At 37.7% G+C, this 15,560-nt stretch carries 16 protein-coding genes; 11 read left to right on the forward strand and 5 right to left on the reverse strand.

The genetic code is table 11. The annotated features are described in order from the left end of the window. Positions 1-28: 28 nt before the first annotated feature. The 3 genes from NIZ91_09360 to NIZ91_09370 are packed head-to-tail and all read left to right on the forward strand — an operon-like array spanning position 29 to position 2,829. Positions 29-1,039 (forward strand): iron ABC transporter permease, encoded by a 1,011-nt coding sequence (locus NIZ91_09360; protein USY56834.1) that lies wholly within the window; start codon positions 29-31, stop codon positions 1,037-1,039. Next, the gene (locus NIZ91_09365; protein ID USY56835.1) at positions 1,036-2,019 is read left to right on the forward strand and encodes an iron ABC transporter permease; all 984 of its coding nucleotides are present in this window, start codon (positions 1,036-1,038) and stop codon (positions 2,017-2,019) included. Before NIZ91_09360 ends, NIZ91_09365 begins: the two co-directional genes overlap by 4 nt. Positions 2,020-2,043: 24 nt before the next feature. Then, positions 2,044-2,829 (forward strand): ABC transporter ATP-binding protein, encoded by a 786-nt coding sequence (locus NIZ91_09370; protein USY56836.1) that lies wholly within the window; start codon positions 2,044-2,046, stop codon positions 2,827-2,829. A 30-nt stretch (positions 2,830-2,859) separates the two neighbouring features. Here the strand turns inward: NIZ91_09370 and NIZ91_09375 are convergent, their stop codons facing one another. Next, positions 2,860-3,741, reverse strand: a complete 882-nt coding sequence (locus NIZ91_09375; GenBank protein ID USY56837.1) for a LysR family transcriptional regulator — start codon at positions 3,739-3,741, stop codon at positions 2,860-2,862. Between the two features lie 290 nt (positions 3,742-4,031). Between NIZ91_09375 and NIZ91_09380 the strand changes: the two genes are divergently transcribed. The 4 genes from NIZ91_09380 to NIZ91_09395 are packed head-to-tail and all read left to right on the forward strand — an operon-like array spanning position 4,032 to position 7,790. Further along, positions 4,032-4,421: a GntR family transcriptional regulator gene (locus tag NIZ91_09380; GenBank protein ID USY56838.1), complete on the forward strand. Its 390-nt coding sequence runs from the start codon at positions 4,032-4,034 to the stop codon at positions 4,419-4,421. Continuing rightward, positions 4,414-5,313, forward strand: a complete 900-nt coding sequence (locus tag NIZ91_09385; GenBank protein USY56839.1) for an ABC transporter ATP-binding protein — start codon at positions 4,414-4,416, stop codon at positions 5,311-5,313. The genes NIZ91_09380 and NIZ91_09385 overlap by 8 nt, the downstream gene beginning before the upstream one ends. Continuing rightward, positions 5,288-7,294 carry a YrzE family protein gene (locus NIZ91_09390; protein ID USY56840.1) on the forward strand — a complete coding sequence of 669 codons (2,007 nt, stop codon included), beginning with the start codon at positions 5,288-5,290 and terminating at the stop codon, positions 7,292-7,294. Before NIZ91_09385 ends, NIZ91_09390 begins: the two co-directional genes overlap by 26 nt. 13 nt (positions 7,295-7,307) lie before the next feature. After that, positions 7,308-7,790, forward strand: coding sequence for a sigma-70 family RNA polymerase sigma factor (locus tag NIZ91_09395; GenBank protein USY56841.1), 483 nt, complete (start codon positions 7,308-7,310; stop codon positions 7,788-7,790). 37 nt (positions 7,791-7,827) lie between these two features. On the opposite strand, the gene NIZ91_09400 is transcribed toward NIZ91_09395, so the two are convergent. After that, entirely contained in the window at positions 7,828-8,403 is a 576-nt protein-coding gene (locus tag NIZ91_09400; GenBank protein ID USY56842.1) for a VTT domain-containing protein, read from the reverse strand. Positions 8,404-8,600: 197 nt separating this feature from the next. On the opposite strand from NIZ91_09400, the gene NIZ91_09405 reads away from it, so the two are divergent. Together NIZ91_09405 and NIZ91_09410 are read left to right on the forward strand one after the other, a co-directional pair. Beyond that, positions 8,601-9,800, forward strand: a complete 1,200-nt coding sequence (locus tag NIZ91_09405; protein ID USY56843.1) for a DNA polymerase IV — start codon at positions 8,601-8,603, stop codon at positions 9,798-9,800. Positions 9,801-9,912: 112 nt separating this feature from the next. Beyond that, complete coding sequence (locus NIZ91_09410; GenBank protein USY56844.1) at positions 9,913-10,329, forward strand: organic hydroperoxide resistance protein; 417 nt, start codon at positions 9,913-9,915, stop codon at positions 10,327-10,329. Positions 10,330-10,363: 34 nt separating this feature from the next. On the opposite strand, the gene NIZ91_09415 is transcribed toward NIZ91_09410, so the two are convergent. Beyond that, positions 10,364-10,819 carry a MarR family transcriptional regulator gene (locus tag NIZ91_09415; GenBank protein ID USY56845.1) on the reverse strand — a complete coding sequence of 152 codons (456 nt, stop codon included), beginning with the start codon at positions 10,817-10,819 and terminating at the stop codon, positions 10,364-10,366. A gap of 157 nt (positions 10,820-10,976) precedes the next feature. Between NIZ91_09415 and NIZ91_09420 the strand changes: the two genes are divergently transcribed. Further along, the gene (locus NIZ91_09420; protein ID USY56846.1) at positions 10,977-11,186 is read left to right on the forward strand and encodes a cold-shock protein; all 210 of its coding nucleotides are present in this window, start codon (positions 10,977-10,979) and stop codon (positions 11,184-11,186) included. 319 nt (positions 11,187-11,505) lie between these two features. Here the strand turns inward: NIZ91_09420 and NIZ91_09425 are convergent, their stop codons facing one another. Both NIZ91_09425 and NIZ91_09430 read right to left on the reverse strand, forming a co-directional pair. Continuing rightward, positions 11,506-11,616, reverse strand: a complete 111-nt coding sequence (locus tag NIZ91_09425; protein USY56847.1) for an LPXTG cell wall anchor domain-containing protein — start codon at positions 11,614-11,616, stop codon at positions 11,506-11,508. Between the two features lie 121 nt (positions 11,617-11,737). Continuing rightward, positions 11,738-12,718, reverse strand: coding sequence for a LysM peptidoglycan-binding domain-containing protein (locus NIZ91_09430; protein ID USY56848.1), 981 nt, complete (start codon positions 12,716-12,718; stop codon positions 11,738-11,740). Positions 12,719-13,030: 312 nt separating this feature from the next. On the opposite strand from NIZ91_09430, the gene NIZ91_09435 reads away from it, so the two are divergent. Next, complete coding sequence (locus NIZ91_09435) at positions 13,031-15,559, forward strand: AAA domain-containing protein (GenBank protein ID USY56849.1); 2,529 nt, start codon at positions 13,031-13,033, stop codon at positions 15,557-15,559. Position 15,560: the final 1 nt, after the last annotated feature.

Here is a 15,560-nt window from a genome sequence, read left to right on the forward strand (position 1 = left end):
AGAGAAACTATGAGAAAGTGTGTGTATCATGACGAAAAAATCTCAAGACAAGAAAATAAATAAATACGCAGTTGCTGTAATTAGCGCTTGTTTGCTGCTCGTTGGTATAGTGATACATATTGGTGTAGGCTCTTCATCTATTGGGCTTAAAGAGATTCTCAGCACCTTTTTTAATGAACATGATGCTTCCAGAGAAGCAACTATTATTCAAACCTTAAGGCTTCCCAGAGCCCTGTTAGCAGCTTTGATTGGAGCTTCTTTAGCAGTCGCTGGGGCATTAATGCAGGCTATTACGCGAAATTCACTTGCTTCACCGCAGGTATTTGGCGTAAATGCAGGGGCTTCGTTTGCCATTGTTTTAGTATTGCTCTTCTTCCCGATGTTTACATCTCAAGTAACCGTATATGCTGCTTTTTTCGGAGCTGCACTTGGAGGCGTAACCGTATATGCATTTGCTGCAGGTGGTAAAACAACGCATGTTAAATTGGCTTTAGCTGGCATGGCAGTGCATTTGTTTTTATCATCTTTAACACAAGGTGCGATCGTTTTAAATGAACAAGCAACGGACGTTTTATATTGGCTAGTAGGTTCTGTTAGCGGTAAAGATTGGACGCATGTAAAAATTGCGCTGCCTTGGACTATTTTAGGTTTACTTGGTGCTTTTATTCTGTCAAAATCTGTCTCTATTTTTGCATTAGGTGAGAATATGGCAACTAGTCTAGGTGAAAAAGTAAAATGGATTCGCGCTGCAGCTGGAGTGTTGGTCATTATTTTAGCAGGTTCTTCTGTGGCTGTAGCTGGGCCTATTGGATTTGTTGGGTTAATTACTCCGCATATTGCTCGCAAGATAGTGGGAGGAGATTATCAGCGAATACTCCCGTTTTCAGCAATGTTTGGAGCGATTTTGCTTGTATATGCGGATATTTTATCAAGATTTATCGCTTACCCTTTTGAGTCACCTGTAGGTATTGTAACTGCGCTCATTGGTGCACCGTTCTTTTTATATCTTGCTCGTAAAGGGAGGGGAATTAAGCAATGAAACAAAAAAAGCAAACATACATGAAGATTTTGATGCTGGTGCTGCTAGTCATTGTAGCCTCTGTTATTAGTTTAGGAGTCGGAGCAGTATACATTTCACCAGTGGAAGTTATCCAAACGCTTCTGGGTACATCGCAGGATGGTTTATTTATCTTAAACAACTATCGAATTCCCCGTATTTTAATTGCACTTATTGTAGGAGCGTCGCTTGCGGTAGCAGGAGCGATTTTGCAAGGAATCTTAAAGAATCCTTTGGCATCTCCTGACGTCATTGGTGTGACGAAAGGAGCTGGACTGTTGGCTGTATTTGTTATTATCATTTTTCCTGGTGCTTCAATGATAGCTGTACCGATAGCAGCTTTTCTAGGAGCAGCGGTAATCGCACTGGTTTTAATGATTTTTTCGCATACCTCTGGAGCTAAACCATATACCCTCGCACTCGTGGGCGTCGCGCTCGGTGCAATTTGTCAAGCTGGTATTCAGTACTTTATGATTAAGTTCCCAGACAACGTAAATACAACGTTGCTTTGGTTGACAGGAAGTCTTTGGGGAAGGGGATGGAGCGAACTATGGTTTTTACTACCAGCACTCATCCTCACTCCTATTATTATTATCTTTACACCAAAGCTTGATATCTTGAACCTTGGAGATGATGTAGCTTCTGGATTAGGTGAGCGAACAAGAGCCTTGCGATACACGCTTCTTGGAATCGCGGTGATTTTAACAGGAGTAGCAGTTGCTGTTGTTGGTACAATTGGCTTTATTGGATTGATCGCACCTCATATTGCAAGAAGGCTAGTCGGGAGCCAGTCAAAGTTTTTGTTGCCAACATCTGCATTAACAGGAGCTTTGTTTCTATTAATTGCTGATAGTGTAGGACGTGGTCTTGTGCCCCCAATTGAAATTCCAGCAGGCATTGTTACGGCCATAATAGGCGGTCCGTATTTTTTATATTTATTACGTAAAGAACAAAGCAGCTAATCGTAGTGAGAAAGGAAGAGCGTTGTGAACAAGCTAACAGCAGAGCAACTTTCGTTATCGTATGATAAAAATACAATTATTGATAATATTGATTTACACATTCCCCAAGGGGAAATTAGCATTATTATTGGAGCAAACGGGTGTGGGAAGTCAACCATTCTTCGATCATTAGCTCGCCTTTTAAAGCCAACGCAAGGGAGCATTTATTTAAATGGGAAAGACATTCATCGCCATTCGTCTAAAGAAGTAGCGAAGCAGCTCGCGATTTTGCCTCAAGCGCCGGAAGCACCTGAGGATTTAACTGTTAAAGAGCTTTGTTACTATGGACGCCACCCTCATAAAGGGCTATTTGCAAGGTATACGCAAGAAGATCACCAAATTGTTGATGAAGCTTTGCGTGCAACGCGCATGGATGCTTTCAGTGAACGTACGCTTGATGCTCTTTCAGGTGGACAACGTCAGCGAGCGTGGATTGCGATGGCCCTTGCCCAAGGCACCGATCTTTTACTGCTGGATGAGCCAACGACGTACCTTGATCTAGCTCACCAAATTGAAGTGTTGGAACTGCTTCGTTCGTTAAATCAACAGCATCAGAGAACAATTGTGATGGTTCTCCATGATTTAAATCAAGCTGCACGCTATGGTGATTACTTAATTAGCATCTCTGAAGGGGCTATTTATAAGGAAGGTCCACCTGAAGAAGTATTTACAGAAAAAATGATTGAAGATGTTTTTCGTTTATCTTCAACAATTATTAAAAATCCGGTGGATCAATCTCCAATTTGTATTCCAACAGGCGTAATTAGGTAAGAAAGCACACTTCAATTGAAGTGTGCTTTCTTATTGGTTAGAAGTTAACAGGTGTAAAAAAAGTTCTACAATTTTGTTTTGCCCATTTGTTGTTGGATAAATATACGAAAATTTACGTTTGAATGGTTCTGTATCAAGGTTTAAGATGGCTAAATTGCCTTGTGCAACATCTTGTTTTATAGCTGATTTAGAAAGTACAGACAATCCTAAGTTCTGCATAACAGCTTCCTTAACTCCCTGATTGCTGCTGATTGTTAGCATATTCTTCATTTTTAATCCATTTGAGCTCATCATCAAATCAAGGTAGGCTCTTGTCCCAGACCCCGTTTCGCGCGCAACCCATCCTTCGTTTTGCAGTTCACTTATTGCAACATGCTCCTGTGCTGCCAATGGATGAGAGGTACCAGCTACAACCACGAGCTCATCTTCCATAAACGGTTCAATATGTAACTCATGATCATCTGTTTGTCCTTCAATTAATCCTACATCTAACTTAAAGTGTCGAACAAGCTGAGCAATTTCTTTTGTGTTTCCAATCGTTACGTTCACATTTATATCGGGATACTGTGCTTGAAGTTTAGCGAGAAAAGAAGGAAGGACGTATTCACCAATTGTGAAACTTGCTCCAATAGTTAAAGTACCTTTGACTAAGTGATGATGTTCATAAATATCTCGTTTTGTATGCTCATATATTTGAATCATTTGCTTTGCACGAGTGTAAAGAATTTCTCCACTTGGCGTAATTTTTAATAATTTAGGTGAGCGTAAAAACAATGATGTTTGAAATTCTTTTTCTAAGTTTTTTATATGTACGCTTACGCTTGGTTGTGAAATTAATAATTTTTCGGCAGCTTTTGTAAAGCTTTTCTCTTCTACAACGGTCACAAAGGTTCGTAATGCGTCGTAATACATGATGAATCGCTCCTTACATAAAACATCTTATGAATTCATTATATAGTAAGTTTTTGCTAATAGATAGTACAATACCTATTTTCCTTATCTGATTTATAAGCTATTGAAGCGGGTTATTTCAGATCATCTATTTGTTACTTATTTGTAATAAAAGTAATAAAAGTACTTGTTTTTTCCAAAAAACGATGTATAATACTAACTGTAGTAACACATGTAGTACAGTTAATACAGTTAATACACCTAAACATAGTGCATGATGAATGATAAGCGAGATAGAGAGGAGGAAAAGTATGTTTGATTTAGATATTCGCAGTCGTAAGCCTATTTATGAGCAATTGGTTGATAAGTTAAAGGAGCTAATTATTCATGAGGTATTTAAAGCAGACGAGAAGCTTCCGTCTGTACGTTTGTTAGCGAAAGAACTAACAATTAATCCTAATACAATTCAAAAAGCATATCGAGAGCTAGAACATCAAAATTACATTTATTCAATTCCTGGAAAAGGAAGTTTTGTGACGGCGCAATCGGAACTATTAAACAATGAAAAGGTGAAAAAAATGAAAGAAGACTTAGTAAAACTTATTGCTGAAGCGATGTATTTGGGAATGGGAAAAGACGAGATCTTATCACTTATTTCACAAGCTGAACAAACCGTCAAAGGGGGAGAAAGTGATGATTGAATTAACAGAAGTAAAGAAATCCTTTGAAGATATAAAAGTATTAAACAATGTTTCTCTAACTGTTAGAAAAGGGTCTATTTATGGTTTGCTAGGATCAAACGGTGCAGGTAAAACAACATTATTAAAAACAATTGCGGGGATTTACCGTCAAAATTCAGGGAGTATACATATCAATAATGAGGAAGTTTTTGAAAATGTAGCTCTTAAAAAAAGCATTATTTTTCTCCCAGACATTCCTTATTTTTTTGCACAATCAACTATTAAGCAGCTTGCGCAATTTTATAAGAATATGTATCCGACGTGGAACGAAGAGCGTTTTCAGCAGTTAAAGCAGGCATTTCCAATTGACTTGAAGAAAAAAGTACACCGTATGTCGAAAGGAATGCAACGTCAAGTAGCATTTTGGCTTGCTTTATCTACGATGCCAGACATTTTAATATTAGATGAGCCTCTAGATGGACTGGATGCTGTTATGCGTCAAAAAATCAAAAATTTGCTTGTACAAGACGTAGCGGAACGCGAAATGACTATTTTAATTTCGTCTCATAATCTTCGCGAAGTGGAAGATTTATGTGATCATGTCGGCATATTGCACCAAGGCCAGCTATTAATTGAAAAAGACCTTGACGATTTAAAATCCGATATTCATAAAATTCAAGTAGCATTTAAAGGCGATGTACCGCTTGCATTTCATGAAGACTTAGAAATCTTATACGAAGAGAAGCGAGGAAGCGTACTTCTTTGTATTGTACGCGGTAAAGAAAAGAAGCTGGCGTCTCGTATTCAATCATACAAACCGCTTGTATTCGATATTTTACCGCTTACGCTCGAAGAAATCTTTATTTATGAAATGGGGGATGTTGGTTATGCCATCGAAAATATCATCGTTTAATCGAGGGCTGTTTACACAGTCGTTTAGAAGCGTGGGATGGATTGGGTTAGTTTACTCATTTCTTCTTTTGTTTGCTCTTCCTCTCCAGCTTCTGATGAAGTATACAGGTAATCCAGAGTTTAAGCCAGAAAAGATTAAGACATTATTTGAGCTATTTGATGGCTTACAGCTTGTCTTTATGTTTACAGTACCGGTTCTACTCGCGGTGTTTATATTCCGCTATATTCAAACAAAAGCAGCAGCAGATTATTTTCATAGTTTACCAGTTCGAAGAGAAGCCTTATATCACCAAAATATCATTGTAGGTATCGTGATTCTCGTCGTACCTGTGGTAATTACAGCGGGTATAATTGGTCTGATAAAAGGGATGTTAAACGTTGAAGACCTCTATACAGTAAAAGATGTTATGGTATGGGCAGGTTACACAGTCGTTTTTAACCTTGTTGTGTTCTTTGGAACAGTAGCATTCGGAATGTTCACCGGAATCTCAATCTTACAAGCTATTTTCCTATACGTTCTGTTTCTTTTACCTGGTGGCTTTATCATGCTTCTTTTATCAAATTTGAAATTTTATTGGTATGGATTCCCAATTGATTATTATTTAAATAAAAGTGCTGAAAAGCTAATACCGTTTTTACATGCAACGGAGTTAATGACAAAAAAGAATTTAACAATTAGCCCATGGATTTATGTAATACTTATCATTATCTTTTATGCCATTGGATACATTGCGTATAAAAAGCGTCATATCGAAGCGGCAACTCAGTCCATCTCATTTAAATGGGTGAAGCCAATCTTTGTTTACGGTGCGACAACATGTGCACTACTTGTTGGTGGTGTTTACTTTGGAGCCATGCAAGGAACGTTTGGCTGGATGATTTTTGGCTATATATTAGGTGCTCTTATTGGTTATATTGTTGCTCAGGTAATACTACACAAAACGTGGAGGATTGCTAAGTATTGGAAAGGGTTCGTGATTGCATTAGCTATTTTCTTTGCAATTGGTGCATTTGTTCATATTGATGCATTTGGCTATGAATCAAAGGTTCCAGCATTAGATGAAGTGGAAAGTATTTATTTTGAAGAAGGAACCTATTTACTAACTGAAGATCCAACTAGTGAACAGTACACAGAATATGGAAATGAGTATGTGCCTCCTTATTACTACACAAGTAAAGAAGCAGTTGAGGCAATTCATCGACTGCATGAGCAATTAGCAAAGAATCCAGTCTCAATGACAAATAAGGATATTCAAGGAGATAATGGGCGCACAGCAGCAATAGCATATAAACTTAAAAATGGAAAGACGCTTGTGCGTGAATATGAGTTGAACTTTAAAGCGTACCATCCGCTATATAAGAAAATTTCTGAAACAAAAGAGTTTAAGGAAAACTTTAATCCATTTTTACGAAGTGGAGATATGAGCGACGTCACGAGTGTACAAATTAGTTCGGATGGACAAATCAGTAAGCAAGTTAGCATTCGAAATCCTGAAGATATTAAAGAGCTCGCTGAAGTAATAAAAACATCAATGAAAAACGAAACGTTTGAAGAAATGTACAGTGAGCGCGTACCATGGGCTTATATTGACTTCTATACGGGTCAAGGGAAAAATAAACAAAACGTAACCTGGGAAAAATCGTATGATGAAGTGAGCGAGTGGTTAAAGAAAAAAGGTTTATATAACAAAGCACGTGTATTGCCAGAAGATATTGAAAAAATAGTTGTGTTAAAAAACCCGCATCAGCATGAAATAGATTTTTATGCAGACCAAGAGTTTCCTTCATTAGTAGAATCTGAGCAAACGATTGAAGTGAAGAATAACGATCAAAAAGAAGAAATTTTGAAAAACGTGTCTTGGGCCAACAATGGAGCTTACTTAGTTGGTATCTATTATAAAGAAGATCCTAGTACACCTGAAGTTCAGGAATTTACTGAAGAAACAGTTCCCGACTTTGTTAAAGAAAAACTATTAAAATAAAGGGAGAAGAAGTATGAGTGCTAGCAATATTGAACCATATTTGCGACAGGTGCTAGCTTATTTGCAAAAGCGAGGTGTCAGCAAGCAAGATGCTGAAGATATCACACAAGATGTGGCGATGAAATACTTAGAAAATCAGCATAAGGTTGAACACGGGAAAGAAAGAGCCTGGTTGTTTCGAGTTGCTTTAAATAAGCGCTGTGATTTAATCAGAAAAAATTCCGTTCAAACTCGCTATGTGTTAACACAGGGAGCAACAGAGCTGCAAAATGCGCCGATGGATTTTGTATTATCAAAAGAGCAATTCGAGCAATATGCGAAAGCGTTAAATAAACTAAAGCCTCAATACAAAAACCTACTTATCTTAAAATATGAGTATGGTTTGAAATATGAAGAGCTTTCTGAGCAATTTAATATGAAAGTGACGACTATTAAGTCAGCACTTTATCGAGCACGCAAGCTATTTATGAAGCATTATGCATATCAGCTTATGTGAAAAAAAGCCAATCTTCTACTTAGAGGATTGGCTTTTTTCATTCCTTACTGCGCATTTTTCGTTTTTGGTACGCTAAACTTCCAATGCTGATGGCAATAAACAAAATAGTGAATTGAGAAATGGTTTCAAATGAAGCGGTATCATCAACTTTAAACCCCCATAAGAAAAACGCAAATGTCCAAATCAATCCAAACGAGAATGTTGTGGTTATATAATTAAGATGTGGCATTTTCGTTGTTCCTAAAAATAAGGGCATAACGTGGCGCATTCCCGGCAAGAAGAAGCTGAGCATAATACCAAAGGAACCGTATGAAGCAATAAGATTTTCAATTTCATATCGTTTTTTTTGAAAGCGTGATTGAGATAGAGATTTTATCGTTTGCTTGCGAAACCATCTAGCAAATAAGAATTTTATATATAAGCTAAGCATCATGGCACTGTAAGTCAGAAGAAAAGCAACAAAAGGGTGAAAAGTCGAAAGGGTGGCATGATTGCCTGCAAGCATAATGAAGAGAGGGTCTGGAATAGGTGTGAAATTAGCACCAATGATGATTAATAAAAAGAAATATCCGTATCCAAACTGTTGAATTACTGAAATAATTTGATCCACCACGGCGCTTCCTCCCTATTTTTGTCAAAGTTACTATAGTATACGAATGCTTTACAGGGATGTTCATTAAACAATCCGCCCGTTTTTAACTCTTTGTCCATCATATTACAAACTGCTGTAGAATTATTCACATTAATTGCTTTTTGGTTTAAAATAAGAACGTACATTCTGTTGGTTCGAATAGAAAGAAGGTGAGAGTGTTGAAAGAGATGTATCCAAAAAAGGGAAGAGTAATATTGCATATTGACGCGAATGCATTTTATGCTTCGGTGGAAGAAGCACGTAATCCAGCGCTAAAAGGAAAACCTATGGCCATTGCAGGTAACCCAAAAGAACGTAGAGGAATTGTGGTAACGTGTAACTATGCAGCGCGCAATGAAGGGGTATACGCACCGATGCCACTATGGGAAGCGAAGAAAATTTTCCCTCAGCTCATTGTATTAAAACCAGATTTTACTCTTTACCGTAAAGTATCAGCGCAAATGTTTTCTTACTTATCGACAATCTCTTCTATTCTTGAGCCTGCTTCAATTGACGAAGGATACTTAGATATTACGGATTGCTTTCATCAAGGTACGCCGCTTGAGATTGCACAGCGAATACAGAACGACCTGTTGAATGAATTACAAATACCTGTCTCAATTGGCATTGCACCAAATAAATTTTTAGCTAAAACGGCGAGCAATATGAAAAAACCTCTTGGAGTTACAATCTTAAGAAAGCGAGATGTTAGTCAGAAACTTTGGCCACATCCAGTAGTTTATATGCATGGTATAGGTGATAAAACTGCTGAGAAATTGAATGCTGTTCATATCCATACGATTGAAGAGCTAGCGCATGCAGATGATCATAAGCTAAAGACCGTAGTGGGAATAAGAGGAATAGAAATGAAGCAAAGAGCTAATGGAATTGACGATCGATCTGTAAACCCAAATCGCCGGTCAGAGTTTAAATCGATTGGAAATTCAAAAACGCTAGCGAAAAATCTAACAGATGATCGTGAAATGGTACCGGTTTTAAATGACCTCACGGAGTCTGTTAGCCAGCGAATGCGCGCAAAAAAAGTAGTCAGCAAAACGATTCAGTTAACCATTCGCTACGGTAATTTTAAAACCATTACAAGAACCCAAACCATTGATCAGTGGACGAATCAGCAAAAAGTGTTGTTACATTGGGTAAACAAGCTGCTTCAAAAGCATTGGGACGGTGAACCTGTTCGATTGTTAGGAGTAGCTGCTTTACAAGTAGAAAGAATCAATGCTCGAGATCAAGAACAGCTGAGCTTATTTACATATGAACGACATGCAAAAGATGAACCGCTTTATAAAGCAGTTCAGGAGCTTCAAAGTAAGTATGGTGACGAAATAATACGCAAAGGGTTAAAAAAAGAGGAAAAGTGAGTATAGAACGAGATGTTTCAATCCACTCTAAAAGGGTAATATATCCATAGAACGTGCAAGAGCGTTTTTGCATGAGCAAGGACTTTACAATTACGTATATGAGGTGATTTCAATGTCAGTTTTATTTACTTCAAAAGCAACAGCAGTAGGCGGAAGGGAAGGGCACGTCAAATCAGATGATGGCCTAATTAATTTAGATTTAGTCATGCCTTCGCCAAACAATAAAAAAGAAGGAACAAACCCTGAGCAACTTTTTGCAGCAGGATATGCTTCTTGCTTCGACGGAGCTTTAAATTTAATTGCTAAAAAGCAAAAGCATTCTATTGAATCATCTATTACCGCTGAAGTTAGTTTAATGAAAGACCCAGCAGATGATGGATTTAAGCTAGCAGTAACGCTAAATGCACATATAAAAGGGGTATCTCAAGAAGATGCTGAAAAGCTAGTGAAAGCAGCACACGATTTTTGCCCATATTCAAAAGCAACTAGAGGAAATATTGATGTAACGTTAAACACAACGGCTGAATAAAAAAGCGGTGCACTTTTGTGCACCGTTTTTTTATTTAATTGTTTTTTCCATTATAACTATGGATAGCAGTTAACAACTCATGAAGCATTCGTTTTAAATTTGCTAGCTCTTCAGGAGAGTAATCGGTCATATTAAATACTTCATCTGGAATTTGGCACGCTTTATCTCGAAGCGTAGCACCTTTTTCTGTTAAGCTTACTAACACAACTCGCTCATCTTCCTGAGAGCGTTCGCGGATTACAAGCTCTTGCTCTTGCATACGTTTCAGCATTGGAGTTAGCGTACCAGAATCTAAATATAAAAGCTCTCCCATTTTTTTTACACTAACTTGTCCATGCTCCCATAGGACAAGAAGAGCTAAGTACTGTGGATACGTGACGCCAATTTTATCTAAAAGGGGTTTATATACTTTTGTAATCTCACGTGACGTAGCATAAATCGAAAAGCAAAGCTGATTTTCTAACTTTAATCTTGAAAATAAATCGGTCATTTTAAGCTCCTTCAATATAATTGTTCACTATGTAATTATATACAATTTATCAAAGAGATTCAAAATAAACAAACATAAATTTTGACATAGTTTGTCAAAATACCTTAAATAAAAAAGCATTTTTTACATATACTAAGAAAAAAAGGGAGCTGTGCTCATGTATTTCGCGAAAAAAGGTATGGAAGAACAAGTTACTCAAATGATGGATACAAACGTTTATGCGTGTCAGTCTGACTCTTGTAACGGATGGATGAGAGAAGACTTTGTGACGGCAGATTATAATTGTCCAATGTGTGGAAATGAAATGTCTCAAGAAGTGAGAGAGCTACCTAAAATCAAGAAGGATTTTCAGTTTTATAATCGTTAAGCAAAGAGCGCCTAATAAAGAGGCTGGGGTATAAGTCATACAGCCAATGATAAACCTAAACGGTTGAGAGTTCCTTACTTTTAATCGTTCAGGTTTTTTTTGTTGATTGGAAAAATGAATTTGGAAACAAGGTGGAATGAAAGCGCAGGGCACTCAACTCCTGCGGGATGATAAACAGAGGTCCCCGCAGCGAGGAGGGTCAGCTTCCTCCCCGCGGAGAGAGGCATTAGCGCAATGGAACGAATGTATTATGACGAAGAGCTCAGAAAAGGAAATATTCGTCTTTTTGGAAATTTGCTTTGTTATGTACGCCCCTCTTTTATTTTTTATTATGCTTGCGGCGTCTTTTAAAATAAAAGTAAAAGCCTCCTAATAGTAAAGCAACTAATAATAATACGCTGGTTGGAAAATATAAGGTGCCAATATTCATAGTCATAACCTCCAGTATAGCAATCTAAATAGTTGAAACGTTTACGTTGTCTTAGAATTCCTATTCCCTTTATGCAGAGGGTTAAACACTAAAATAAAAAAAGAAGCCTCCCAGGCTTCTTTTAGTTTAATATTTTAACTGTAACCGTTTTGCGACCCCACTTCATTGCTTCGCTTTGAGACGGAATAAAAACGTCAATACGGTTCCCTTTAATAGCACCACCCGTATCGCCTGCAATCGCTTCTCCATATCCCTCCACATAAACGCGTGATCCAAGAGGAATAACGGACGGGTCAACAGCAATTACTTTTTGATTTGGGTTTGCACGGAGGTCAATACCTGTCTTTGTAATACCACTACAGCCAGTACAAAAAGCTGTGTAAGCCGTAGCTACAACCTGAAATTCTTTCTTTACTTCCTGGTTTTCAGAAGGGGCTGGTGTTTGTGGCTTAGAAGATACAGGATTTGATACCTCAGGGGCAGCTGGTGCTGGAGCAACAGATCCATTGACTTTAAGCACTTGATTAATGTAAATTGTGTTTGCTGACAAGCCGTTTAGCTCCTGTAATCTTGAAACTGAAACACCGTGCCTTTGGGCAATGCTCCACAACGTATCGCCTGGCTTTACTTTATATGTACTAACAGGAGCTTGTTGTTCTGGTTGTTCTATTTTTTCATCTGCCGGTGCTGTTACAGCGCTGGAGCCATTTACAGTTAACACTTGGTTCACGTAAATAACATTGGATGATAGGTTATTATACTGTTTTAATTGCTCAACCGATAAGCCGTGAGATTTTGCAATACGATAAAGCGTATCGCCTGATTGAACTTTATATGTATTTTGAGACGTAGAGGGTGATGGTGATGCTGTATTCGTGTCAGATGAACTACTAATATGTAAGGTTTGATTTGCATAAATGATAGTGGATGATAAGTTATTCCATACTTGTAGGTCTTTTACTGATACATTGTATTTTTTTGAAATGCTATAAAGCGTGTCTCCTGACTGAACTTTATAAGTTTCCGCGTCTGCTGATGCCATGCCTGCAATTCCCATTGAAACAAGTGCCGTTGCACCAAGTGAAAAAATATGTTTTTTCATTCTTTTTTCTCCTTTGTGACTATGAATTTATTACCATTCTATCAATCTTATGTGACAGGAATGTTTCAATAGTATAGATAGTTTGTTACAAAAAAGAAAATAAAGGAGAAAAATTGTGTGTTTTTTGTCGTTATTTGTAGATATAAAGTCCTATCAATAGTTAATGATAGAAAAAATAGGAAATACATGTCAGATTTTGTGACTGCATAAAGTGTTGGAACATGCTAGAATAGAAAAGTTGTAGAGAACGGAACGAATGAGTTGGAGGTGAAAGGCACTGTTAGAAAAACCTTGAGACAGTGCTTAACTCAATTGAAAAAAACAGTTTCACAGTATTTAAAAGAGTGGGTTCAGGCTTTATCAATGGAAATTAGCCACTTAAAGAAAGAAGGAGGGAGAAAAGAGCAGCTAGTTAACGGTGAATACGTAGGACGATATGGAGAAGCTTTTGTGTACCGTTTTCAGATGGTACGCTTTTTTCACATAATAGATGGAACGAGCATGCGTGTAAGGGTTCAAGATGCAGAGCTTGATGGCGAGATTTTAGCTCATGAAAAGCACGAGGTATATATAAAAGTAGGGGTCTATTTAGGGGCAGATGTTCCTGTTTTGTACTTGTTCAATGAACCATGGGAGCTTTTACAGGCACTGATTGACCGGTTAGAAGAACTGAAAGACTATAAGAAAAAGCGTGCAAGAGTTAAACGTTTAATGGCGGGTACAGCGAAGGTGAATCATGAAGAATACAAAATAAAAAATGATCTTCATGAGATTTTATTGAGAGCTCACCATAATCAAACAACGTACTTATGGGGGCCTCCTGGAACAGGAAAAACATATACGCTTTCACGTATTATTAATAGCATGTACCGAAAGAAGAAGCGTGTCTTGGTAGTGTCGCACAGCAATGCAGCGGTTGATGTATTAATGAACGAAGCATTAATGCGTATTGAAGCGAAGCATAAGTGGAAAAAAGGAGAGGTTGTACGTTATGGAGCTATGGCAAATGAAGAGCTTCAAACAAAACTTTCTACGACTCTATTAGTTGAACACGAGCATCCAGATCTTGCAAGAAAAGAAAAGGACCTGCAAGAACAATATGTACGTTTAACAAGATATCCTTCTAAAGAGCGTGAAATTCAACAGGTTAAAAAGAAGCTCACTAGCGTGAAGCAGGAGATGGCAGAGCTGGAAAAAGAGCTGGTACAAAAAGCAGTCATTATTGGAACAACATTAACTAAAATGGCAACGGACGCATCGGTTTATGAAAAAGAATATGATGTAGTAATTGTAGACGAAGTAAGTATGGCTTATACGCCACAAGTGGCTTTAGCAGCTTCTTTAGGTAAGCACATTGTTGTTTGTGGAGATTTCAAGCAACTTCCAGCCGTTTCTCAATCAAAGCATGCGTATGTGAAAGAAGCACTAGGACGTGATATATTTGAACAATCGGGGATTGCAGCACAAATTCATGAAGGAAACTGGCATCCACATTTAGTAATATTAAAGCAGCAACGTCGTATGCATCCAAATATTTCAGCGTTTACAAACGCTCATGTATATGGTGGTAAAGTAAGCGATCATCCATCTGTAGTACAGCGAGAAGCAGTTGCTCAACTAAAACCGTTTGTAGATAAAGCTCTTGTACTTCTGAATACAAGCGGTATTAAGACATTTGCTCAAAAAGAAAAAAATGGGGGGTCACGGTATAACTTAGTGTCTGCTTTTATTTCAAGTAGCTTGCTTATTCGCGCATTTAAAAGTGGAATTACATCATTAGGTTATGTTACCCCATATCGAGCACAAGCGCAGCTTGTAAGAGACCTAGTAAAAGGAACGATTCCTGAAGAGCATATTCTTGCTGCAACGGTTCATAAGTTTCAAGGTTCTGAAAAAGACCTTATGATTTTTGATGCGGTTGATAGTCATCCTTTTTCAAAGCCAGGCATGCTTCTTACAAATGAATTAGCAGACCGCCTTATAAACGTAGCAATTACAAGAGCAAAAGGAAAATTTATTATGATAGGTGACGTTCCTTACTTAGCTAAACGTTTGCCTAAAGAGCGCTTGCTTTTTAAGCTACTTCAATATATGAATGAACAAAATGTCATCTACCAACCGAATGAATATTTGAAAGAAATGATTCAAGATAGCCAGCTAATTTGGCATAAAGGAATGGATGTTGACAAGATAGTAATGGATATTAGACGTGCGAAAAATAAATTGTTTATCGTGTTGCCTACTATAAAAGAATGGCCAAATAGGCTTTGGGAAGCGATTAATAAATTTCAGGGAACGGTTACAATTTTGACAAAAGAACCTGGAAGGCTTAAGGTCAAAGAAGGAGTTGAAGTTATACCTTCTCATCTTCCTTTTTTTATCTTTGCGATGGATGAGAAGTGTTTGTGGTGTAGCAACGAGAGTAATCAAGGAAACTCTATTCCTTTAACCGTTCGCATTGAGTGCTTAGACTTTGTCCAAATGTTCTTAAGTTATGTGGATATGACGCCCGTTTTTAGTCATTCAAGGCAAGATTGGCTGCAGATAAATAAAATAGGATATTCATTAGCAGACTACTTAAGTATATGGGATCGATGTTCGGAATGTCATAGCGTTCGAGACGCTGAAGTGACAGTAAAAGGAAAAGTTCGGTTTGTTTGTCATCACTGTGGGAATACAGGTGGTATAACGAGGAAAATTTTCCAAGATTATTTAAGGTATGTAACTGCTGAATGTAAAGCCTGCAACAAAGAGGTTGAAGTTGCTTTTCGAGAAGGTGTTTACGCTTACTGTCCGTCATGTAAAAAAGAGGCGCTACCGAAAGATTTGCTTTCTATCTAAA

This window comes from Bacillus sp. 1780r2a1 (assembly GCA_024134725.1).
Taxonomy (GTDB): Bacteria; Bacillota; Bacilli; order Bacillales; family Bacillaceae_H; genus Priestia; species Priestia aryabhattai_A.

Excerpts from the sequence above, each read along its gene's own strand:
- NIZ91_09360 (USY56834.1), top strand. The coding sequence starts at position 29 with ATGACGAAAAAATCTCAAGACAAGAAAATAAATAAATACGCAGTTGCT.
- NIZ91_09365 (USY56835.1), top strand. The coding sequence starts at position 1,036 with ATGAAACAAAAAAAGCAAACATACATGAAGATTTTGATGCTGGTGCTG.
- NIZ91_09375 (USY56837.1), bottom strand. The coding sequence starts at position 3,741 with ATGTATTACGACGCATTACGAACCTTTGTGACCGTTGTAGAAGAGAAA.
- NIZ91_09380 (USY56838.1), top strand. The coding sequence starts at position 4,032 with ATGTTTGATTTAGATATTCGCAGTCGTAAGCCTATTTATGAGCAATTG.
- NIZ91_09385 (USY56839.1), top strand. The coding sequence starts at position 4,414 with ATGATTGAATTAACAGAAGTAAAGAAATCCTTTGAAGATATAAAAGTA.
- NIZ91_09390 (USY56840.1), top strand. The coding sequence starts at position 5,288 with ATGCCATCGAAAATATCATCGTTTAATCGAGGGCTGTTTACACAGTCG.
- NIZ91_09395 (USY56841.1), top strand. The coding sequence starts at position 7,308 with ATGAGTGCTAGCAATATTGAACCATATTTGCGACAGGTGCTAGCTTAT.
- NIZ91_09410 (USY56844.1), top strand. The coding sequence starts at position 9,913 with ATGTCAGTTTTATTTACTTCAAAAGCAACAGCAGTAGGCGGAAGGGAA.
- NIZ91_09415 (USY56845.1), bottom strand. The coding sequence starts at position 10,819 with ATGACCGATTTATTTTCAAGATTAAAGTTAGAAAATCAGCTTTGCTTT.
- NIZ91_09420 (USY56846.1), top strand. The coding sequence starts at position 10,977 with ATGTATTTCGCGAAAAAAGGTATGGAAGAACAAGTTACTCAAATGATG.
- NIZ91_09425 (USY56847.1), bottom strand. The coding sequence starts at position 11,616 with ATGAATATTGGCACCTTATATTTTCCAACCAGCGTATTATTATTAGTT.
- NIZ91_09430 (USY56848.1), bottom strand. The coding sequence starts at position 12,718 with ATGAAAAAACATATTTTTTCACTTGGTGCAACGGCACTTGTTTCAATG.